20 protein-coding genes and 1 pseudogene are annotated in these 23,469 nt (G+C 28.7%); 8 read left to right on the top strand and 13 right to left on the bottom strand.

Going from position 1 to position 23,469, the window contains the following annotated elements:
* Nucleotides 1–1,226 (bottom strand): triphosphoribosyl-dephospho-CoA synthase (locus tag KJQ99_RS03165; protein WP_214149998.1); only part of this gene is annotated, 1,226 nt, incomplete at its 3' end.
* A 61-nt stretch (nucleotides 1,227–1,287) separates the two neighbouring features.
* Between KJQ99_RS03165 and KJQ99_RS03160 the strand changes: the two genes are divergently transcribed.
* From KJQ99_RS03160 to citF, 6 genes are all read left to right on the top strand, one after another.
* Nucleotides 1,288–2,826, top strand: a complete 1,539-nt coding sequence (locus tag KJQ99_RS03160) for an ATP-binding protein (protein WP_214149996.1) — start codon at nucleotides 1,288–1,290, stop codon at nucleotides 2,824–2,826.
* Complete coding sequence (locus tag KJQ99_RS03155) at nucleotides 2,819–3,469, top strand: response regulator (protein ID WP_214118448.1); 651 nt, start codon at nucleotides 2,819–2,821, stop codon at nucleotides 3,467–3,469. Before KJQ99_RS03160 ends, KJQ99_RS03155 begins: the two co-directional genes overlap by 8 nt.
* Nucleotides 3,470–3,572: 103 nt before the next feature.
* Nucleotides 3,573–4,844 (top strand): 2-hydroxycarboxylate transporter family protein, encoded by a 1,272-nt coding sequence (locus KJQ99_RS03150; RefSeq protein ID WP_214149994.1) that lies wholly within the window; start codon nucleotides 3,573–3,575, stop codon nucleotides 4,842–4,844.
* A gap of 1 nt (nucleotide 4,845) precedes the next feature.
* Nucleotides 4,846–5,091 carry a hypothetical protein gene (locus KJQ99_RS03145; RefSeq protein WP_214118452.1) on the top strand — a complete coding sequence of 82 codons (246 nt, stop codon included), beginning with the start codon at nucleotides 4,846–4,848 and terminating at the stop codon, nucleotides 5,089–5,091.
* On the top strand, nucleotides 5,088–5,903 hold the full coding sequence (locus KJQ99_RS03140) for an HpcH/HpaI aldolase/citrate lyase family protein (RefSeq protein ID WP_214149989.1): 816 nt from the start codon (nucleotides 5,088–5,090) through the stop codon (nucleotides 5,901–5,903). Before KJQ99_RS03145 ends, KJQ99_RS03140 begins: the two co-directional genes overlap by 4 nt.
* Nucleotides 5,900–7,408 (top strand): citrate lyase subunit alpha, encoded by a 1,509-nt coding sequence (gene citF, locus KJQ99_RS03135; RefSeq protein ID WP_214149988.1) that lies wholly within the window; start codon nucleotides 5,900–5,902, stop codon nucleotides 7,406–7,408. Before KJQ99_RS03140 ends, citF begins: the two co-directional genes overlap by 4 nt.
* A gap of 43 nt (nucleotides 7,409–7,451) precedes the next feature.
* Here the strand turns inward: citF and KJQ99_RS03130 are convergent, their stop codons facing one another.
* From KJQ99_RS03130 to KJQ99_RS03115, 4 genes are all read right to left on the bottom strand, one after another.
* A complete protein-coding gene (locus tag KJQ99_RS03130; RefSeq protein ID WP_214118458.1) occupies nucleotides 7,452–8,717 on the bottom strand; it encodes an MFS transporter in 1,266 nt (421 codons plus the stop codon).
* Nucleotides 8,707–9,912, bottom strand: a complete 1,206-nt coding sequence (locus KJQ99_RS03125; protein ID WP_214120168.1) for a hydantoinase/carbamoylase family amidase — start codon at nucleotides 9,910–9,912, stop codon at nucleotides 8,707–8,709. The genes KJQ99_RS03130 and KJQ99_RS03125 overlap by 11 nt, the downstream gene beginning before the upstream one ends.
* 1 nt (nucleotide 9,913) lies before the next feature.
* Nucleotides 9,914–11,284 (bottom strand): dihydroorotase, encoded by a 1,371-nt coding sequence (locus KJQ99_RS03120; protein WP_214149986.1) that lies wholly within the window; start codon nucleotides 11,282–11,284, stop codon nucleotides 9,914–9,916.
* Between the two features lie 144 nt (nucleotides 11,285–11,428).
* A complete protein-coding gene (locus tag KJQ99_RS03115) occupies nucleotides 11,429–14,167 on the bottom strand; it encodes an FAD-binding and (Fe-S)-binding domain-containing protein (RefSeq protein WP_214120166.1) in 2,739 nt (912 codons plus the stop codon).
* A 105-nt stretch (nucleotides 14,168–14,272) separates the two neighbouring features.
* On the opposite strand from KJQ99_RS03115, the gene KJQ99_RS03110 reads away from it, so the two are divergent.
* A complete protein-coding gene (locus tag KJQ99_RS03110; RefSeq protein ID WP_214118466.1) occupies nucleotides 14,273–15,562 on the top strand; it encodes an SLC13 family permease in 1,290 nt (429 codons plus the stop codon).
* A gap of 9 nt (nucleotides 15,563–15,571) precedes the next feature.
* A complete protein-coding gene (locus KJQ99_RS03105; RefSeq protein ID WP_214120164.1) occupies nucleotides 15,572–16,324 on the top strand; it encodes an amidohydrolase family protein in 753 nt (250 codons plus the stop codon).
* Nucleotides 16,325–16,386: 62 nt separating this feature from the next.
* On the opposite strand, the gene KJQ99_RS03100 is transcribed toward KJQ99_RS03105, so the two are convergent.
* The 8 genes and pseudogenes from KJQ99_RS03100 to KJQ99_RS03070 all read right to left on the bottom strand — a co-directional run bounded on the left by KJQ99_RS03100 (nucleotide 16,387) and on the right by KJQ99_RS03070 (nucleotide 23,183).
* Entirely contained in the window at nucleotides 16,387–16,704 is a 318-nt protein-coding gene (locus KJQ99_RS03100) for an L-rhamnose mutarotase (RefSeq protein ID WP_214118470.1), read from the bottom strand.
* 1 nt (nucleotide 16,705) lies between these two features.
* Entirely contained in the window at nucleotides 16,706–17,440 is a 735-nt protein-coding gene (locus KJQ99_RS03095; protein WP_214120163.1) for an amidohydrolase family protein, read from the bottom strand.
* A complete protein-coding gene (fucP, locus tag KJQ99_RS03090; RefSeq protein WP_214149984.1) occupies nucleotides 17,437–18,684 on the bottom strand; it encodes an L-fucose:H+ symporter permease in 1,248 nt (415 codons plus the stop codon). The genes KJQ99_RS03095 and fucP overlap by 4 nt, the downstream gene beginning before the upstream one ends.
* Before the next feature lie 9 nt (nucleotides 18,685–18,693).
* Complete coding sequence (locus KJQ99_RS03085) at nucleotides 18,694–19,482, bottom strand: SDR family oxidoreductase (RefSeq protein ID WP_214149982.1); 789 nt, start codon at nucleotides 19,480–19,482, stop codon at nucleotides 18,694–18,696.
* Nucleotides 19,483–19,491: 9 nt separating this feature from the next.
* Entirely contained in the window at nucleotides 19,492–20,751 is a 1,260-nt protein-coding gene (locus KJQ99_RS03080) for an MFS transporter (protein ID WP_239803596.1), read from the bottom strand.
* A gap of 21 nt (nucleotides 20,752–20,772) precedes the next feature.
* Nucleotides 20,773–21,933 (bottom strand): UxaA family hydrolase, encoded by a 1,161-nt coding sequence (locus tag KJQ99_RS03075; RefSeq protein WP_336607079.1) that lies wholly within the window; start codon nucleotides 21,931–21,933, stop codon nucleotides 20,773–20,775.
* 99 nt (nucleotides 21,934–22,032) lie between these two features.
* Nucleotides 22,033–22,290, bottom strand: a pseudogene (locus KJQ99_RS10555) (UxaA family hydrolase); the annotation flags it as partial.
* On the bottom strand, nucleotides 22,287–23,183 hold the full coding sequence (locus KJQ99_RS03070; protein WP_214149976.1) for a dihydrodipicolinate synthase family protein: 897 nt from the start codon (nucleotides 23,181–23,183) through the stop codon (nucleotides 22,287–22,289). The pseudogene KJQ99_RS10555 and the gene KJQ99_RS03070, both read right to left, overlap by 4 nt.
* Nucleotides 23,184–23,469 lie beyond the last annotated feature (286 nt).

The following is a 23,469-nucleotide window of genomic DNA, read 5'->3' as shown; positions in this document are numbered from 1 at the left end:
CTTGAGTATAAAATATTTAATTTATTAATAATTTTTATTATTTTACTATCATCATATTTACTAAGTTTTAAGCAAGTATTTTTTACTTGTAAATAATTATCATAATTATAATTTAATCTTTTTATTAAACTCGTATCATCTATTAAATATACGATATAAAATAAAGTCTTTAATAAACTTATATCATTTTTAATCTCAAAAGTTTGATAGAATTTAAATGCCTTAAAAGTATTTACAAATCCTTTCTCAACCTCATCTCTTATCCCCTTAATCCCAAATCTTTGAAAGCAAATCCCACCGATTGAATTAAGATTATTATTTAACTCATTTTGGCATAGATTTACGCATAGATCTTTTGTAATTTTTGAGATATTTTCAAGCGATAATTCATCTTCACTTTTGCTACAAGCAAAAATCATAATCGCAAACAAAAATAAAGCACCTTTATGAGTATTTATATTATTTGTGGCATTAAACATAAATTTTTCTGCTATTTGACCTATTTTTTTAAGCCTAATAAAATCATTTCTTTTTGATAATTTTGCTAAAGTATAAAAGCTATCAAAATATTCTCTTAATTCACTTACGCTATCTAAAAAGGTATAAAAGTTCATATCATTATGAGAATTTGAACTAAATCTATCAACCAAGCCGATTTTAGGAGATAAGCTAACTTCATACAATAATGCCTTTAAAGCAGCTTTGCTAAAATTATTTTTAATACTTTTATTTATGCAAATATACACATAAAAATCATCAAATAATTCATCAAGCTTTTTATATATGCTAGATTTTGTATGAGTGTTATTTCTTTGACAAACTATGGCTAATTCATCACATAAAAAGCACTTCCTACCTGCATTTCTTAGCTTAATTGTCTCGTTATTAAAATACACATCAAAATCAAATAATCTTGAAAAATTATATTTATTTTCTAAAGATATAGTGAGTTTTTTTATATTTAAAGCTTCATCATTAATCGCAAATAAGCAAAATAATTCATCTAAATTAACACTATAATTTATGATATTTTCTAAACTAAGCACTTCGTTAATTCCGAATAAAAACAAATCTTTAACTTCACTAATATTAGCTATTTTATACATATAAGGAAGATTTAGGCTAAAGCAAATTACAGGAGTTTTATAAATATTTTCGTATTCAAGTCTTGCATTAAATCTCTTTTCTTTTTGTTCTAAAACTAGCTGAAGCAAATCTTTTTGCATAATTTCAAATTCCTTAAATGATTTTAATATAATGTATCCAAAAAACTATTAGGAATTTTAAATGAGATTATTTACAAAAATTACTTTAACATTTTTTTTAATTTCTTTTATAGTTTTAAGCATTACTTCTATTTTTATTTTTATACAAAGCAAAAAATTAATTGAAAACGAAATTACTCATAAAATAGAAGCAATATCAAAAACTCTAGCAAAAAATATTGATATAAATAATCCTAATTTAAATAAAGATATAAACAAATTAAGTAAAGAATTAAATCTTGATTTCATAGTAATAATAGATAAAAACCAAAAGCGACTAACCCACCCTAATAAAGATTTAATAGGCACTTTAGTAGAAGGCGGGGACGCTAAGCAAGTCTTAAACGGACAAGGACATTATATATCAATAGCAAAAGGTTCTTTAAAACGCTCAATTAGAAGCTTTAGCCCAATTTATAAAGATAATCAAATTATAGGTGCTGTAATAGTTGGAGTATTCGTAGATTATCTAAATCAAATAATTTTAGAAGAAAATAAATATAATTTTGTTTTGATAATTATTTTTATAATAATCATTTTAATACTAGCAAAAATACTAAATAAAAATATAAAAAACATATTATTAGGTTATGAACCAAAACAAATAGCTAGTTTAGTTGCAAGACAAAACGCTATCTTGCAATCCTTAAATGATGGGATAATTGCAGTAGATGATAAAAATACCATTACTTTAATAAATGATAAAGCTAAAGATATTTTTAAACTAGCCTTAGTAGATAATGATTTAATAGGAAAAAATGCCAATATTATCCCGCATTCAAATATGCAAAAAGTATTAAATACAAAAATAGCTGAATTAAATCAAGAGCAAATATTAAACGAAATCACAATTTTAACAAATAGAATTCCATACTTTATAGATAATAATATAGCAGGAGTTGTAGCGTCTTTTAAAGATATAAAAGAAGTTAAAAAATTAGCAAATGAGCTAATAGATGTCAAAAAATACGCCGAAGCCCTAAGAGCAAATCATCACGAATTCTCAAACAAACTTCACATAATAAATGCCTTATTAGAAAATAATAATATAAATGAAGCAAAAAATTATTGTGATGAATTGATTTTAAAAAATAAAGAGAATTTAAATAAATTATTATGCAATATCAATGATAAAGTAATCCTAGCTTTTTGTGAAAGCAAATTCGCCTTTGCAAAAGAATTGAAAATCAATATAAATCTTAATAAAAAATCATTTTTAGATAATTTAAATGATAGTAATTTACAAAATGATATTATTAGCATTCTTTCAAATTTAATAAATAATTCAATAGACGCATTAAGCAATACAGAAAATAAAAATATAGAAATATTTATAAAAAATAATAAAAACTACCTAAAAATTCAATGTAAAGACAATGGCTGCGGCATTCAAAATAAAGAAAACTTATTTACTAAAGGCTATTCTACTAAGGGTGAATTTAGAGGATATGGACTTTATTTATGTGCTAAAATTGTTGCTAATTATGATGGAACAATAAGTGTTAGTAAATTAAAAAATGGAAGCTCTTTTAGTGTAATTTTAAGGATTAATAATGATTAAGACAATAATTGTTGAAGATGATTTGATGGTGCAAGATATTAATAAAAACATTCTTTTATCAGTAAGTGAGTTTAAATTACTAGCTTGTTTTACTAAAGTAGATGATGCTATAAATTATTTGCTAAGTAATGAAATAGATTTAATATTGCTTGATTTAACCTTGCCAAATACTGATGGAATTGAGCTTATTAGAAGAATTAAAAGTGAGTTTAGTAAGATTGATATTATTGTAATTTCTGCTAGAAATGATAGCTTAAGCTTACAAAAAAGCTTAAATCTAGGAGTAATTGATTATATTCTAAAACCATTTAAACAAAATAGGCTTGAAAGCTCGCTAAATCAATATAAGTTAAGAAGAAATCTATTAAATAGCAAAATCAATCAAGAAAATATTGATAAAGCTCTTTATAAACAAATTGATGAATTACCAAAAGGAATTGATAAAAATTCTTTAGCTCTTATAAAAGATAAAATAAAAGAATTTAATACTTGGTTCAATGTCAATGAATTAGAAAAACTAACAAATATTTCTAAAATATCTCTTAGAAAATATCTAACTTATTTAGAACAAATTAATTACATTACTTCAAAACTAGAATATAAAGCCAAAGGAAGACCACAAATATATTATAAATTAAACTAATTTGCTTATTTTAATTATTTAAAAGCTTTTTTAAATTACTTAAATTTACAAAATCTTAATTCTTCTTAAAATGAAAACTCAAATTATTTTTAAAGGAGTTTTTATGAAAGAAAGACAAATAGGTGGTGTAAATTTATACGCATTTTGTGTATTTGCACTTATTGTATTTTTCACTTGCTATTTTGGAAAACTTCCTAAAGATATGGTAGGCGGACTTGCTATTACTATGATTTTAGGAATACTGCTTGGCGAAATTGGTATGAAAGTGCCTATTTTAAAAAATATTGGCGGACCAGCTATATTAAGCATTTTTGTTCCATCTTGTATGGTTTATTATGGTTTATTAAATCAAAACTCAATAGATGCTATAACATTTTTTATAAAACAATCTAATTTCTTATATCTTTATATAAGCGTTTTAGTAGTTGGAAGCATATTAAGTATGAAACGAGCAATTTTAATTGCAGGGTTTTTAAAAATGTTTATACCTTTATTTATAGGAACTTTTTTAGCTATTATAGTGGCATATTTAATAGGTTCAATTACTAGTATAGGCGGAGCTCATGCTGTATTTTATATAGCAATTCCTATCTTAAGTGGCGGAGTTGGAGAGGGAATTATCCCACTAAGCGTTGCTTATTCAGAAATTTTAGGAAATGCTGATTCATCAAATATAATAGCACTTCTAGCACCTGCTGCAATGCTTGGAAACTTATTTGCAATTGCTTATGCAGGATATTTAAAAAATCTAGCTCTAAAAAAGCCACATTTAAGTGGAAATGGACTTTTAGTAAAAACTAAAGAAGAAAATATCAATTCTTTAAATAACGATACCTTGCCTTTTGATATTAAATTAATGGGTGCTGGTTTGCTTGTTGCAGTATGCTATTTTTTAATAGGAAAATTATTAAATATGATAATTTCAATTCCTGCTCCAATTATTATGATTATTATGGCTGCTATTACAAAAGTTTTAAACATAATGCCAAAAAGCCTAGAATACGGAGCTAATTTCATATATCAATTTGTAAGCAAAAACCTAACTTGGGCTCTTTTAGTAGGTGTTGGAGTTATTTGGACACCTTGGAAAGATGTAATTGCTGCAATTAATATTGCTTTTATAATAATTTGCTTTAGCGTAGTTACGACTATGGCACTTACTGGGTATTTTTGTGCAAAGTTTTTAAATATGTTTGAGATTGAATGCTCTTGCGTTATGGTTTGTCATTCAGGACTTGGTGGCACAGGAGATGTTGCAATTCTAGGCTCTTGTAATAGAATGGAGCTTATGCCATTTGCACAGATTTCAACTAGAATTGGTGGGGCTTGCACGGTTATAGCTGCTACATTTTTATTTGCACAATTTGGAGTTTAAGATGATTAGCGTTGGAACTATTGAATCAAATGATTGTTTAATTAATATTCAAAAACATAAGGAATTTCAAATCGTATTTATAAATGAAGAAGAAAATCCTTATGCAAAACATATTAAGAACTTAATTCAAAATTATTGTAAAGAACATAAAAATACAAATGTTTTAATAGAGATAAATGATAAAGGTGCTTTAGATTTTTGTATCTTAGCAAGGCTAAAAACAGCATTAGAAAGGTTAGAAAAATGAGAAGAACATTGCTATTTATACCAGGAAATAATGCAGGAAATATTCAAAACGCAGGATTATTTGGAGCTAATGCTATTATATTTGACTTAGAAGATGCAGTAAGTCCTATGCAAAAAGATAGTGCCTTAAATCTAGTTTGCAATGCCTTAACTATGCTAAATTATGAATGTGAAAAAATAGTTAGGATTAATTTAGAGAATGCAAAAAACGATATTTTGGCACTATCAAAAACTAAAATTAATAGCATATTAATCCCAAAGGCTGAAAATGTAGAAGAGATTAAAGAACTTATCAAATACACTAAGAATTTAAATCCAAAAATTGAAATTTTACTTTTAATAGAAACTCCACTTGGCTTATTAAATGCTAAAGAATTAGCATTTTTAAATGGCGTTAGTGCTATTTGCTTTGGTGCAGAAGATTATACGAGCGAAATTGGTGCAAGAAGAAGTGAGAGTGGAGTTGAGATTGATTTTGCTAGAAATTATTTATTAAATGTATGTAAGGCTGCAAAAATAGACGCAATAGATACTCCATATACAAATATAAATGATGAAAATGGATTAATAGCCGATACAACTTATATTAAAAATCTAGGATTTGATGGCAAATTAGTAATTAGCCCAAGACATATTGATATTATTCATAATTGCTTTAAACCTAGCGAAAAAGAAATAATCTGGGCTAATCAAGTCCTAAACGCTATAAAAGAAGCCGAACTTAAAAAAAGTGGAGTAATTTCACTAAATGGCAAAATGATTGATGCACCTATTGTTAGTCGTGCTAAAAAGATTTTAAAGGAAATTCTATGAATATTGATTATATTAAAGATTATGGAGAAGTAATTGCTTTTAACGGAGCATTTAGCTTAAAACCTAAAGAAAAATCACTTAAAAAGCATATAAAACTATCAAACCCAACTGATAATAAAGTCTATACAAATGTAAAAGAATTAATCAAAAAAACAGGCTTAAAAAGTGGAGATACAATATCATTTCATCATCATCTAAGAAATGGGGATAAAGTAGTAGGAATTATCTTACAAGCTTGTGAAGAGCTAGGCATAAATGATTTAAAACTAGCAATTAGTGCAATTTTTCCAACTCATGATTTTTTAGTAGAATATGCAAAAAAAGAAATAATAACTCAAATAGATACAAACTATTGCACAGGAAAAGTCGCAAATGCTATTTCTCGTGGAGAATTTAAAAAAGTAGCTATTTTTAGAACCCACGGCGGTCGTGCTAGAGCAATTTATGCGGGGGATTTAGAAATTGATGTAGCATTTATTGCAGCAAGTGCAACCGATAATGCAGGGAATATAAACGGCACTATGGGTAAAAATGCCTTTGGCTCAATCGGTTATGCTATGCCTGATGCAGACTTTGCTAAAGTTAGCGTTGCAGTAAGCGATACTATCTATCCTTATCCATTAAGCAATCCTAGTATTACTCAAGATAAGATTGATTATGTTTTAATGGTTGATGAGATAGGTGATCCAAATGGTATTAAATCAGGCACAACTGATATTACAAAAGACCCAATTCAGCTAAAAATTGCTAAAACAACGGCTAATTTAATAGATGAAAGTGGGCTTTTAAAAGATGGTTTTTCATTTCAAACAGGAGCTGGTGGGATAAGCCTTGCAAGTGCTCATTATGTAAAAGAAATTATGAAAGAAAAAAATATTAAAGGCTCATTTATTATGGGCGGAATAACTGCATATTTAGTTAGTTTATATAATGAAGGGTATTTTAATAATATTTTTGATGTTCAAGGTTTTGATTTAGAAGCTTTAAAATCATTGCAAACTAATCCTAATCATTACGAAGTTAGCTCAAGTTTGTATGCAAACATTCACACAAGCTCTCCTATAGTAAATAGACTTGATTGCGTTGTTTTAGGAGCAACTGAAGTTGATACTAATTTTAATACCAATGTAATGACTAGTTCAAATGGATATATTATGGGCGGAAGTGGTGGGCATAGCGACGCTGCTGCAGGAGCAAAACTAGCAATAATTACTACTAATTTAATTAGGACTAGAAAAGCTATCGTTAAAGAAAAAATAAACTCAATTACAACTCCAGGAGAAAGCATTAATGCACTTGTTTGCGAATATGGAATTGCACTAAATGATAAAACTTTAGCAAAAACCTTAAAAAACTCAAGGCTAAAAATACTTGATATAAAAGAATTAGCTAGTATTGCAAATGATATTTGCGGAGTTTGTGAGTATGAAAAATCAAATAAAAGAATAGTAGCCGTCGTTGAATATCGCGATGGCAGTGTAATTGATGTAATAAGACAAGTCTAAAACAATTAAAGAATTTGAAAATTAATTTTCAAATTCTTTTTAATTAAAACTCTTGCCAATTATCAAGACCTAATTTCTTCATTCTTACAACTCCCCAAAAAGCTAAAATACAAGACAATAAAGTCCAAGCAGCAGGAGCAAATAAGCTAAATTTTGCTAAATATGTAATAATTGCCGGAGTAAATCCTGCAAAAAATATTGCAACTAAATTATAAGAAATACTCAAACCACTACTTCTTACATGAGCAGGAAATAATAAACTCATAATAGCAGGTGCTAATCCAACAAAAAAGCTAATTAATAAACATAAAATTATATGAATAGCAAATAATAAAAAAGCATTACTACTACCTAATAAAACATATAAAGCCAAAAATGGCATAAAAGATAAAAGCCCAATAGAAATCATAAGAGATTTTATAAGACCAATTTTATGTGCTATAAACACTGCAAAAAAACACCCTAATGTCAAAAATATATTTCCTAAAAAACTAGCCGTATAGCCTAATTGCATATCATAGCCTAAGAATTTATGATAAAAAGTAGGCATAAAAATAATTAAACTATAAACTCCAGCAGTCCATAATGTACTAAAGAGCATACCTGTAAAAATTCTACCTTTATAATCTTTTAATAAATCTTTTAAAGGTGCTTTGTTTTTGTTCTCTTTTTGTTGCTCAATAAAAACTGCACTTTCATTAGATTTATTACGAATATATACACCAACAGGAATAATCAAAAGCCCGAAAGCAAAAGCATATTTCCAAGCACCATCATAAATATCTTGAGTAGTAAATATAGTAGTAATAATAACTCCAGCTAATGCAGATAATATATTAGCAATTCCAATGGTTGATTGCAAAAATGAAGCATATAATAATCTTTGCTTTTTATCAGCATTTTCCAATAAATAACTAGTTGCTCCACCGATTTCTCCACCTGCACTAAATCCTTGAAATAATCTTGCTACTAAAAGCATAATAGGAGCTAAATATCCTATATCTTGAAATTTTGGAGTTAATACTATAATAATTATTCCTATAGCCATTGTTGAAATAGTTAGCAATAAAGACTTTTTCCTACCATATTTATCACCTATATAACCACATAATATAGCACCAATAGGTCTTGCTATAAAACCAACCCCAAATAATAAAAAAGTATTAATCATATTAGTAATTGGGTCTGCTTCTTTTGGAAAAAAATTAGCACTAATATATACTGCAAAAAATGCGAATAAAGAAAAATCATACCATTCTAAAGCATTACCCATAGAAGCTGCTATAACGGTTCTTGTTCTATTTTTCATAACCACTCCTTAATATGTTATTTAAAATAATTTGAGTGCCAATAGCTGCATCTTCAAATGAGCTTTCTTCATCAGGATGATGAGATAAACCATTTTTGCTAGGTATAAAAATCATACCCATAGAAGCTATCTTAGCTATAAAAGCACTATCATGCCCTGCCCCACTTGGCATAATAATATTACTTACTTGTAGCTCATCTGCTGTTTGTTTTAAATTCTTAATAATTAAATCATCAGCAGGAGTAGCATTAGAATCTGATACTAATTTATAATTAGCGTCTAAATCTTTTAGCTTTTCTTCAATCTCTTTAATAAAATTTATTCTTATTAAATCATCTTCACTTCTTAAATCTATACTTATTTTTACACTATTAGAAATAACATTAGCAGCATTAGGCATTACACTACACGCCCCAACGGTTGCTACCGTATAAGCTTGTTTAGAATACTCAATAGCTTTATCATTTAACCATACGATAAATTTTGAAGAATTTAATAAAGCATCTTTTCTTAAATGCATAGCTGTTGTTCCTGCGTGATTGCTTAAACCTTTAAATTCCACATTAAATCTTGAAATACCTACAATTTTATTTACAATACCAATCTTAGTATTTAAACTCTCTAACATATTTCCTTGTTCAATATGCAATTCATAACTTTCAATAAGCTTACCTATTCCTAATTCGTTAAAAGTTCTAAATGATTTATTACCACCTGATTTGATTATCATATCTGATAATTTAGTATCATTAACTTTAATATCAAGTTGTTCTTTACTCAAATTACCAGACATTCCCCTAGAACCTACGCAAGATAAACCAAAATAATTAGGCTCTTCTCCTAAATAATCACAAAAAATTAAAGTTTTATCTAATTGTATATCTTTTAAAGCTGTAGCAATTACCATAGCAGATACAACACCTAAAACTCCATCAAATCTACCACCACTAGCAACGGTATCGCTATGAGAACCTATTATAATACATTCATTACTTTTGCCCTTTTTAATAGCCAACATATTGGCAAAATCATCATATATAACATTAAGTCCTAAATTTAAAAAATGATTTTTAATATATTTTCTACCTTCTTCATAAGTATTAGTAAATACCAATCTAGTAAAAGGACGATTTGTTTCTGTAATTTTTGCTAAATTATTTATATGAAATTTAATATCATCTGCAAGTATTTTCATATCAATTCTCGTTAGGATTTATAAATTTTGCATTCAATTTATATACATTTTTACCATCAAATACTTTATTACCCCTAACATAGTGTTCATTTATTTTATAAAGCATTTCATAGCCTTCATACAAACTATAATCAAGATTACTAAAACCATCTTTTGCATAATACTTATAAGTATCTTCACTTAAAATAACAAAATCAGCATCATTTCCAGCTTTTAATTCTCCTTTATTTGGCAATTTAAACAATTTCGCTGGATTAGTTGATAGTAATTTAGAAGCTAAACTTAAATCTACATTTCTTTTTTTACATTCACTTAAAAATAAAGGCAATAACACTTCAAGACCTGCAGCTCCACTAGAATTTAAAAATATATTCTCATTGCTCTTTCTATCTTTACTCCATCTTACATGGTCTGTTGAAACTACATCAACTAAGCCATTTTTTAAACATTCCCATATAGCTTCTTTGTTGGCTAAATCTCTTATTGGTGGGTTGATTTTAGCAATACCATTTAATCTTCTAACCTCATCTTCTTCAGAGCAAATTAAATAATGCAAACAGCATTCAACACTAGCTTTATATCCATCTTTTTTATAATTATTAGCAATTTCTAAAGCTCTTTTATTAGAAGCATGAACAACATGAGCTTTTGCTCTTGCACTAGCTCCTAATTCATATATAGTATTTACAGCTATATTTTCAACCCACTCAGGGCGAGATAAATTATGTGCTTTATAGTCTGTTCTTTCTTGTTTTATTTTTTCAGTTAGATAAATAACACTTTCATGGTCTTCATTATGCACTCCTACCATTACATCATATTTTGCACATTCAAGCATAACTTCATACATTAAATATGGTGGTATTCTAGGAAATCTAACAGGGTCTGTTCCGAATAAAGATAATTTAAAGCCACAAGCACCTAATTTTATTAATTCTTCAATATTTTTTATACCATCTTCTGGATTTATGGTTGCATAAAGAGCAAAATCAACATAAGAATTTTCTAAGCCATCTTTTAATTTTTTATTAAAATTATTTGCGTTTGATATAAGTAATCCTGCATCATAAGGCATTTCCACCATTACACTAACACCACCTGCACTTGCTTGTTTGCTTGCTAGTTCAAAATCTTCATTATTTGCTTGAGAACGAGAATGCACTTGAGAATCAATAGCCGATGGAAAAATAATCTTATCTCTTAAATCAATTGCGTCTTCACTAAAACCATAAATATTTGCTAATTCTTTTATGCTCTTTTGATAATCTTTTTCTAAAAATAATTCTACTCTACTAAAGAGCTCTTCTTTAACAACTAAAACACCAATACCTATAGTATCTTTTAATACTAATTTAGAAACATAAGTTTTCATTTTACTCCTTTATTAACTTATGTTTTTAGGATACTAGATATATTGATAAAAAGATAGAAAAAAATAAAAATATTAAAGCTTGTATTACTTTTAGTAACACAAGATTAAAGAATTTGAAAATTAATTTTCAAATTCTTTCAATGATTAATTACTGCATTCGTCTAATAAATAAGCAATATGTTGCCAAGACATATTAGTAGCATCGCTAAGTCCTACTTCGCAAGTGCTAGATGAACTAAAGCCTCTTTTAACATTAGTGCTTGAGTAAAATTTCTTAAAATTATTTGTAGCACTTATATTTAGCTTAGGAGTTAAAAAGCCTTTATATCCAGCAAATCCACAGCAGTATGTATCATTATCAATTACTATTTCATCAGCACATAATTTAGCTAAACTCATTATGCTATCTTCTATATGCATTTTTCTAGCAGCACACATAATATATAAGCCTATTGGCTCATTTACTTTTGTGATTTTTAATCTTGGAGCAATTACTTTGTATAAATATTCACTCAAATCATAAACTTTACCTTTATGATTTTTAACTACCTTAGCCGAACAGGCAGAATGATCAATCACAACGCTGCAATTTTGATTAGATAAATACTCATTTAATTTTGCTTCATTAGCAATTTGAATATTTTCATAATTCTCATAAGCCTTTCCACAGCATAAATCATTTGGAGCGTAGATTATTCCAATTCCTGCCTTTTTACATAGACTTTCAAATACTTCTTGAATGCTTCTTTTATCACTCATTTTTGCATTAGGCTTAAATGCTTTATTTAAACAACTTGTAAAATATATAACATTTTCTTCTTGAGTATTTGTTGAATACTTATAATCATTTGCTCTAGGCAAGTAATTTCTACTTTGTGGTAAATTAAATGTAGCTAGTAAATTATTTAATTTGTAATTATCAAATTTATTAGCAATTTTTAAAGAAGTTTTTGCTAGAGCTAAAGTAGTTTCGTGGTGATTATAAGCAAAATTACCGATAATTCTTGAAATAGCTCCTTGATTTGCTTTTCTATATTTTAAGCTAAAATCAGCAAAATTAATACCTAAAGGACATACCATAGAACAAACCCCACAAGCAGCACAGGTAGTATCTACATAAAAATTATAAAGCTTTTTCATATCTTTTAATTTTTTCTTGCTATCTTCGTCGTTTAATTCTTCTAAACTCTTCATCTCTTTAAGCACTGCAATTCTTTGTCTAGGGCTTAGGCTGATTTCATTTGATGGACAAAATCTCTCGCAAAATCCACATTCCATACATAAATTTAAAGCTTCATCAACAGGACTTTGGTTTTTGATATTTTTCTTATAAATATCTTTATCTTTTGTAATAATTACATCAGGATTAAATATATTATCTTTATCAAGAATATCTTTTATCTTGCAGTTTATAGCATAAGCTTTTTTACCCCACTCAATCTCAACAAAAGGTGCAACCATTCTTCCTGTGCCATGCTCTGCTTTAATACTTCCACCAAAACTAGCTACTACACTTGACATTTTTTCTACTAATTTTGCAAAATTTTCAAATTCGGTTTTATCATTTAAATTAGGAGTGATGATAAAGTGAATATTTCCAGCTAATGCGTGACCAAAAATAATACCTTCAAAATTAAATTCTTTAAATAAATCTTGAATAGCACTAATACCATTTGCTAAATCTTTTATCTCAAAACACACATCTTCAGTAATAACAGTAGCTCCAACAGGTCTTTTACTAGCTGCTATTGGTAAAAGCGCTTTTCTAATCTTCCACCATAAATCATATTCGCTTTTTTCTTTAGAATAATATGATTTAAAAGTTTTGCTTGAAAGCTCTTTAATTTTAACTATATTTGCATTTAAAACTTCTTCATTATCGCTTTCAGTTTGAATTAATACACAGGTATTATTGTCTTTTATATCACTTAATAAATCTTTTAATTCATCATAACTACTAGCAGCTTTTAAACTAGCATAATCCATAATTTCAGCTGAATTTATAAAATCATATTTTGCAAATTCACTAATAGTATTTGCAGCATCGCTAATATCATTAAAAAACAATAAAGCACAGGCTTTATAAGGTAAATCATCAATAGTTTTAAGTCTTGCTTCACTAACAAAACCTAAAGTCCCTTCACTACCTACAAATAAATGAGCTAAAATATCTATTTCATCATCATAATCAATGAAAGAATTTATAGCATAGCCTGTTGTGTTTTTGATTTTAAATTTGCGTTTAATTAATTCATATAATTCGCTATCATTTTTAATCTCTTCTTTAATAGCTCTAATTTCATTAATTAAATTAGCGTGAGTTCTTTTAAATTCTTCCACATTTGCTTTATCTTTAGTATCTAAGATAGTTCCATCATTTAATATCACTCTAATACTATTTAAAGTTTTATAAGAATTATCCTTAGTTCCACAACACATACCACTTGAGTTGTTAGCAACAATACCACCAATTAAAGCTGAATTAATCGTAGCAGGGTCTGGGCCAATTTTTTTACTTAATTTAGCTAATGATAAATTAGCATTAACTCCAACAACACCACAACCTAAACTAATCTCGCTAGCATCATCATTTATAGCGATTTTTTTGAATGCAAACTTAATTACTACTAAAACACTATCCGTTGAGCTTTGACCACTTAAGCTAGTTCCTGCTGCTCTAAAGTTTAATGGAGTTTTATATTTATTTGCTAGTCTAATTATTTCTTGTATTTCGCTCTCATTTCTTGCTATTACTACTATCTTAGGGACATATTTATAACAAGACGCATCAATTCCATAAGCAAAACATCTAAGATAGTCATTAAATATCCTATCTTTAAACATATTCTTAGCTTCATTATAAAATAATTCATAATTATTCATATTATTTCTCCTTTTTTCTTCGTTAATCAAATTAATGTTATTTTACATAAATTATTTGGAATTTAAAAAAGAATTTAAAAAAAGATTTTTAATTAAAGGATTAATATGCTTACAAGTTTTATTATCTTAGCCATTGTTTTATCAATTCTAATTGGCTATAAAACTCGTTTAAATATAGGATTTTTTGCAATTATATTTGCCTATATTATTGGTGCGTTTTTTATGGATTTAAAGCCTAAAGAAATTATTTCTTATTGGCCTGTTTCTATATTTTTTGTTATTTTTGCGGTTTCGTTATTTTATAATTTCGCAAGTGTTAATGGGACATTAGAAAAACTAGCTGCATTTTTGATTAAAAAATTTGAAAATTATCCGTATTTTTTACCTTATGCTATATTTTTAGTATCGGCTTTAATTGCTGCAATGGGTGCTGGATTTTATAGTGTTTTAGCCTTTATGGCTCCAATTACTTTTTTACTCTGCGAAAAAACAGGTCTTGATAGAGTTGGTGGAGCTATGGCTATTAATTATGGTGCTTTAGGTGGCGCAAATTTCCCAACTTCTCAAAGTGGAATAATATTTCGCTCTCTTATGGAAAAATCAAGTATAAATCCCGATATTGCATTTTCTAATGCTTTTGTGATATTTTTATTTACTTTTATTTTGCCTATTTTTGTAATTAGTCTTTTTGTATTTAAAGCAAAAAAATCTAATATAAAAATAGAATTATTAAGCGAAAAAATTACTTTTAATGATAAACAAAAAACCACACTAATTTTAATGGCGCTTATGATGGTTTTTGTATTAGCTTTTCCTTTATTACACATTGCATTTCCTAATGAAAAAACTATAACTTTTATAAATTCTAAAATAGATATAGGATTAATAGCTATTGTTTTTGTAGCTATATCATTGCTTTTAAAATTAGGGGATGAAAAGCAAGTTATAGCACTTATTCCTTGGGGGACTTTGATTATGATTTGCGGAGTTGGGATACTTGTTAGCATTGCTACTAAAGCAGGCGTGATTAATCAATTATCAGGCTTTGTAGAAAGTAATGTGCCAAAAATAATTGTCCCTATTATGATGATGATAATTGCAGCTATTATGTCGCTATTTTCTAGCACTTTAGGAGTGGTTACTCCTGCACTTTTCCCACTTGTGCCTACATTAAGCAATGCAAGTGGTTTTAATGAAGTTGTGCTATTTACTTGCATAGTAATTGGAGCACAAGCTAGTGCTATTTCTCCATTTAGCTCTGGAGGTTCATTGGTTTTAGGAGCGATTGCAAACGAGCATAAGGATAGTTTATTTAAAGGCTTGATTGTAAGAGCAATTCCTATAGGTTTTATAGCAGCATTAATTGCTGGAATTATTGTTATGAATATTTTTTAAGGAAGAATCATGTATATAGATACTCACGCTCACATTTTTAGAGCAAATATAAGTTCGGCTAATGTAGTTAGATATGTGCCAAATTATGATGCAAGTTGCGAACAATATTTGGCTAATTTAAAGGAATTTAATTTTTCTTATGGTGTTTTAGTTCAGCCTAGTTTTTTAGGTTTTGATAATTCATATTTATTACAAGCTTTAAAAGAGCATTCTAATTTAAGGGGAATTGTGGTAATTGACCCTAATAATATTAGTGATTTAAAAGAAAAAAATGTCTGTGGATTAAGGCTTAATCTAATAGGAAAAGATAAGCCTAATTTTGATGATTATAAAGAAGCTTTAGAGTATATTAAAGAATTTAATCTTCACATAGAATTACATAAAGAATTAGATAAATTATTATTTATCATTGATGATTTAGCCAAATATAATGTAAAAATTATGATTGATCATCTTGCAAGACCTAATAAAGATACTTTTAAATTATTAGATGAGTTTAATAATTATAAAAATTTAGATATTAACTTTAAAGTAAGTGGCTTTTATAGATTAGATGAAGATTTAGCGTTTAGTAAAGATGTATTTGATAAATTAAGCGATATTTTTGATATAAAACGCTTTGTTTATGGAAGTGATTGGCCGCATACAAATTACGAAAGCAAAATAAATTATCAAAAAGCTTTAGATGATTTTTTAAAAGTTACTAATGATAAAGCTAAAATTATATTACAAGATAATGCTAAAGAACTTTTCTTTATATAAATATTTTTAATTCTTATTTAATTTAGTTAAATAAGAATTATTTTAAACTTAATATAAAAAGTCTAATCTAAATGATAAACTTCTTTCATATTAAGCCATTTTTGACCTGCATAGCCAAGCGATATTTGGCAAGGGTCTGTGCAAGCCCACCACTTACGAGTATTCTCATCGGCTGCCATTTTTGCCATATCAGCTTCGTAATCACTCCCTACATACTCAAAATAAGCGAATAGATATTCGCCAAAATTATAAATTGAATAATTACGAATATTGCAAGCCTTTATCATCTCATTTACACCTTCCATAGGGTTTGCGTGAAGTCTTTCGTATTCAGCTAATTTTTCCGGAATAACTTTTATAATTTGCCCAAATCTTTGCATTTTAAATCTCCTTTATCTTATAAATTTCTTTTGCATTTAAATAAAAAATCTTTTCTTTTAAATCATCACTTTTAAAATGATTTTCAATTATTCTAATCCATTCATTTGGTTTTAACTCACTTACAGGATAGTTTGAGCCAAAACAAATTCTACTTTCTCCAAAAATATTAAATGCCATATCAAGTAATTTTGAATAATCCTTACCTAAAATAAAATCATCTTGACAAGATAATTTCATATAAATATTTTCTTTTTTAGCAATTTGCCTTAAACTATCTTCGCCGCTAAAATCCTTAATATTTGCAAAATGATTAAAGATAATTCCTGATTTAAATTCCTTTGCAATTTTGCTAAAATTACTTAGCTCATCTTCGTTTATACAAACTTCAAACATTAAATCATTTGCATTTACTAGATTAATAGTCTTTTTAAACTCACTGCCTAAGCAATATCCACTTGGCTTTGTATGTAAAACTTCTCTAAAACTAGCACCACCTATCGTAGCAAGGCATAAAGCAAGTAATTTTTTATGTTTAAAGCTAAGCATTTTTGCACTCTCTTGGCTAGGATTATTAGCATTTATTTCTACATAAACTCCACCTAAAAAATCACTTTTGCTAAACTCATCTAAATATTCATCAAAAGAAAAATCTCTTTGCAATCTAGTTGGGGCGTTTTGCACCCAACTAATATCATTTTTATCCCATATATGAAAATGTGTATCAATTATTTTCATGACTTTTTAGTCCATAAAAAGCTATATAATGCTACATATAAAAAGCAAGGAGCTAAAGCTAAAAATCCCGCACCTGTGCCATAACTATCATTTATTGAACCCATAATTGTAGGCATTATTGCACCACCACAAATACTCATTACTAAGATTGAGCCACCAAGTTTTACTTGATTTAATGGCAAATCCTTTGTAGCAACGGCAAAAATAGTAGGAAAACTAATACTCATAAAGAAAAATACTAAAATTAAAGCATAAACACTAATCATTCCATCAGCAATATATAAATAAAAGCACAATGCAACATTTATTAATGAATAAAGCCCCAAAATACTCTCGCCTTTAAATTTTTTCATAAGTGGAGTTGTAACAATTCTTCCTATCATAAACGCAACAAGTGCAGCTGAGAAAAAATATGCTGATTTTTCATCGCTTAAAGCTTTTTCTCCTAAACTTGCTGTATGTTCTACTGCGTAATTTATAAAAAACGCCCCCGCTCCAACTTGAGCTGCAACATATAAAAATTGAGCTAATACGCCTAAGTTAAAATGTCTATGTTTAAATACATCGATTGATTTTGAGTTGTCTTTATACTCTACTTCTTCACTTACTTCGCTACCTTCTGGAATTTTATTAAACACAAATGCAAGTAAGATTAAAAACACTACTAAAGCAATTCCTACATAAACCATTTGCACATTAAACATATTTTCAAGTAATGCTTGTTCTTTTTCTGTATCAGTTGCATTTTCGCCACTATGAGTGATTGATAAAAACAAACTTCCGCCAATAATAGGTCCAACAAATTGCCCAAAACCATTAAAGCTTTGAGCTGCATTAATTCTAAATGAAGCGTTTTTCTCATCTCCTAGCTTTGTCATATAAGGATTTGCATTAGTCTCAAGTGCTCCAAGCCCGCACGCAAGAATGAAAAATGCAAATAAAAACATAGAAAAACTAGCCATATTAGTTGCAGGAATTATTAGCAAACAACCAATCGCATAAAGTGCTAATCCTGTAATAATCCCAACCTTATAAGAAAATCTTGAAGCTATCCAGCCAGCAGGTAGTGCCATCACAAAATACGCCCCAAAATAAGCCATTTGCAAGTAGCCACTATTTTGTTGAGTAATGCCTAGATGATTTTGAAAGTTTTTATTCATAACATCAACAAGTCCATAGCTAACACCCCATAAGAAAAATAATGAAGTTACTAAAATAATTGCAATTTTTACATTTTTATTCATTTTTTCTCCTTAATTTTCCCAGTTTAATGCACGATCAAGGTGCATATAACCACCATCTGGAGTTAAAATCTGCCCTGTTGTGTGAGATGCTCTTGGGCTTATTGTAAATACTGCAGTATCAGCTATCTCTTCGCAAGTTGTAAAGCGATGACCTAGTGGAATAAATTTTGCAATTTCTTGATATTGTTTTTCAGGGTCAGAGAAATTTTTAATCCATTTTTCATAAAGCGGGGTCCAAACTTCAGCAGGGCAAATACAATTTACTCTAACATTATCAGGTGCAAAAGCGCAAGCCCACTCTCTTGTCATAGCTATTTGAGCGCCCTTTGCACTTGCGTATGCTGTTGTTCTTCCTTGACCTGTGATACCTGTTTTACTTGAGATATTTAAAATACTTCCTTGCTCTTTTTTAATATATGGAAGGCAGCATTTTGTCATTTCATAATAATGAAATAAATTGCTCTCATAACTTTTAATAAGCTCTTCTGTCGTAGCACTTTCAATATGAAGATTATCATTCATACCTGCATTATTAACAAGTGCGTAAATTGAGCCATATTTAGCCACAATTTGCTCTACAACTGCACTAATTTCTTGCCATTTTGACAAATCTAATTGATAAAAGCCGTAATTTGGGCAAAGTGCTTTAATTTTGCTTTCAAAATCACTATCAAGCTTAGAGCGAGATACGATAACAGGAATTGCACCTTCATTAGCTAAGCAAATACTAATGCCGCCACCAATACCTTTTCCACCACCTGTAACAACTACAACTTTTCCTTTTAATCCTAAATCCATAATTTCTCCTTATTTAATATTTGTGTAAGATTTTTTTAAATGTATTAACATAAGCACTCCTAAGAATGCGACCAAACATAAAGCAATTAAACCTGCATAAGAACTATTAAATTGACTTTCGGCATAATTTTTTAAATTAGGTGCTACAAAACCACCAAGATTGCCTAAAGCCCCAATCAATGCTATTCCTGCTGCTGCTCCTGTGCCTTTTAAGATTTGAGTTGGTAAATTCCAAAAAATAGGCTGAATCGCTATAAAACCAACAGCTGCTAAAGATATGAATAAAATAAATAAAGCTAAAGAATTTATAAATACAGATAAAAACATACTAACAACAGCTAACAATAATAATGCAATGCTAAAAGAACTCCAAGCTCTTAATTTATCAGCATAACTTGTAACAATAGGTAGAGCAATTAATACAACAGCCCAAGGAATTGCACTAATAATTCCAACCTTTAATCCAACATTTGTCCCTAAAAAATGTGAAACTTGAGTAGGTAAATAAAATAAAACCCCATAAACACTAAGCTGAATTGCAAAATAAACTAAAACGAATTTCCATACAATAATTGATGATAAAGCTTTGCTAGAATTTAATTCTTCTTTATTATTTTGTTCTTTTTCAAGTTCAGCAATTAAAATTGCTTTTTCTTCTTCGCTTAACCATTTAGCATCTTCAGGTTTACTTGCAAGTTTAAAATAAGCATAAAAACCAACTATAACAGTAATAGCACCTTGGATAATAAACATCCATTGCCAATTTTTAAACCAAATGCTAGGTGCATAATCTAATATAGCCCCTGTAATTACGCCACCAAGCATTAGTGCAAGCGGTGCTCCTAATTGATAAAAACCATAAGCTTTTGACCTATAAATAGTAGGGAAAAAATAACTAAGATATAAAATAACCCCTGGGCTAAATCCTGCTTCGCTAAGCCCTAATAAAAATCTTAGAATATAAAAACTTGTTTCATCTTTTATGTAAATCATAGCCATACATACAAGTCCCCAAGTTATCATAATTCTACTTAGCCAAATTTTTGCCCCTAATTTATGCAATAATAAATTTGATGGAATTTCAAATATCGCATAGCCTATAAAAAATATCCCTGCACCTAAAGCATATGCAGCCTTGCTAATACCAGCGTCTATTTCTATATAATCTTTTACATAAGCAATGTTTGATCTATCTAGCATTGCTAAACAAAACATTAAAAGTATTAAAGGCATTATCTTTAAATACATTTTATTAACTATTTTTTCCATAAATCCCCCTTTATTTAAGACTTAGCAAGTTGTTGCTAGTCGCCAAACGCTAAAATCATTTTGTTTATTGATTTCTGCTTTTGTTAATTTGCCTTCACTAATTTTTACGATTAGCTCTATTAATTCATCTCTAATATCTTCTTTACTCTTATTGCCATCTACGATTTCGCCTGCGTTTAAATCAATCACATCAGCCATATTTTTCGCACAAAAATTATTTGTGCTTAGCTTAATCGTTGGAGTTACAGGGCTTCCTGTTGGAGTTCCACGACCTGTAGTAAATACAACTAAATTAGCCCCACCCGCAACCATAGCACTAAGCTGCTCTATATCATTTCCTGGAGTATCCATAAATGTAAGACCTTTTTTAGTAACTGGCATTGCATAATCAATCACATCTACAACTTTGCTCGTCCCTGCTTTATAAACACAACCAAGGCTTTTTTCTTCAATAGTAGTTAGCCCACCTGCTATATTTCCTGGACTTGGATTTGCACCACGAATGTCTGAGCCACTATTTTTTACATTTTCTTCAAAGCCATAGATTTTTTCATATATTTTTTTCTCAACTTCAGCATTAATTGCACGCCTTGCTAAGATATTTTCAGCTCCTATTAGCTCGGTTGTTTCAGCTAAAATCACAGCTCCACCATTCTCTACTACATAATCACTTAAACTTCCTAGCGATGGATTTGCACTAAGCCCACTATAAGCATCACTTCCACCGCATTCAGTGCCTAAGATAATATCGCTAAAATCACCTTCACTTAATTCACATTTACTAGCATTCTCAAGCATATCTTTAACTATTTTTATGCCTTCATTTGTTGTATTTGTAATGCCACCTAGCTCTTGAATACTAATTGCTCTTATATCTTTATAAGGAGCTAAACTTTTTGCTAATTCTTTAACAGAATTTGAACTAATAGTCTCACAACCAAGCCCAACTACAAGTGCTGCATATACATTAGGATTTGCACAATTTCCAGCCATTAGCATTCTTGTTTGTTCTGCATCAAAATCAAGCTGACTACATCCGTGCTGATGAGTTACATATACAGCTTCAGGACACGCTTTAGCAATGTTTTCTACGACTTTATTAGCACATACAACACTAGGAATTATTAAGACCTTATTTCTTAAGCCAAACTTGCCATCTTCTCTTCTATAGCCTTTCAAAATTACTTTTTCGTGTTTTGAATCTTGTGCGTTTAGGTTTTTCTTACTTGCACTCTCAATGCTTAATCTTAAAGCATTTTCTAATTTTGAACTATCACAGCTATCTCCCCTACCACGAACGCCTTCGGTGTTGGTTGTATGAACCCACTCGCCTTTTTTTATATCAATACTAGCTGCTCCTATTACTTCGCCGTATTTAATAATAAAATCACCTTTTTTAATATCAGTTAAAGCGAATTTATGTCCGCTTTTAATATCATTTAATAAGGTAACTTCATTAAAAACTTCGCCTTTGTTTAAATCACTTATTGCAGTTGCAACATTGTCAATTTCACTAACTTTTAAAAATCTATTTTTCATAACACACTTTCTATATTTTTAACTAATTCTTTTGCATATTCGAATTTTTCATCAAGTGCTTTTAAGGTCTCTTCGCTTAGTGGGTGAATGCTTTTGTTTGCAAAAGCAAAACCACGAGCTTTAAGTAAAAGCGCAAAGCCCATAGGAAATGATAAGCTCATTCCAAATCTAATAGCTGGTAGCAAGGCTTTTTGAAGCTTGATTGCTCTTTCGTAATTTTTCTCATTATATGCTTTATAAATCGCACTCATAGCGTCAGGGAAAACACATCCTGCACTTGTCATTGAACCTTTTGCACCCATCATTAAAGCTCCAAAATAATGCTCTTCACGACCCACAAATACATCAAAATCACTTGGCACAACATCTAAAATATGATTTAGTAGTAATGCATCTCCGCTACTATCTTTAATACCTACAATATTTGGTAATTTGCTTAATTTTTCAATTAGATTTAAGCTCATTGCAGGTGCAAAAAGTGGAATATTGTAAATATAAAGTGGGAGTTTTACTTTTGCTTGTAAGTCTTTTACATAAGTATAAAGCGTATCATCATTAAACTTATAATAATATGGCATCATAAGCAAAAGCGCATTAGCTCCTTTTATATAAGCTTCGTTTGCAAGGTCTAAGCTCTCTTTATAAATACAACTTCCTATCCCACAAATAACAGGCACTTTATTATTTGTAGCTTTAATTGAAAGCTCTAGCATTTTTACTTTCATTTCGTATGGCATTGCTTGAGAATCTCCCGCACTACCATTACAAAATAAACCATCAAGTCCTTTTTCAATGCCCCATTCGCACATCTTTAAAAACTCAACTTCGTTAATACTTCCATCATCTTTATATGGTGTATATAAAGCTGGTAAAGTTCCTTTTAAAATTCCCATAATTTCTCCTTAATTTTGTATATACAAAAAAATTAAATTTTATTTTTTGTATTTAAGAAAGAATATGCAAAAAATGATAAAAATTATGAAAAATAAATTAAATAAAATTAATTTTTTTGAAAAAGTGTTACTTTTTGTAAATTAAAATTTATATTTTGTATATACGAAAGAATTTTTATTAAATTTTTCTTTTGTAAAATATATAAATTTTAAAACTAAAGGCGAAAAATGATATATTTACCTAATGAATTAAGTAAAATCAGCAAAAATGTTATAAGTTCTAATT

Origin of the sequence: Campylobacter sp. 2018MI13, assembly GCF_018501135.1 — a bacterium.
In the GTDB taxonomy this organism is placed as follows: Bacteria; Campylobacterota; Campylobacteria; order Campylobacterales; family Campylobacteraceae; genus Campylobacter_E.
The sequence above is the reverse complement of the archived record's forward strand: the minus strand, read 5'-3'. Positions and strand labels throughout refer to the sequence as shown.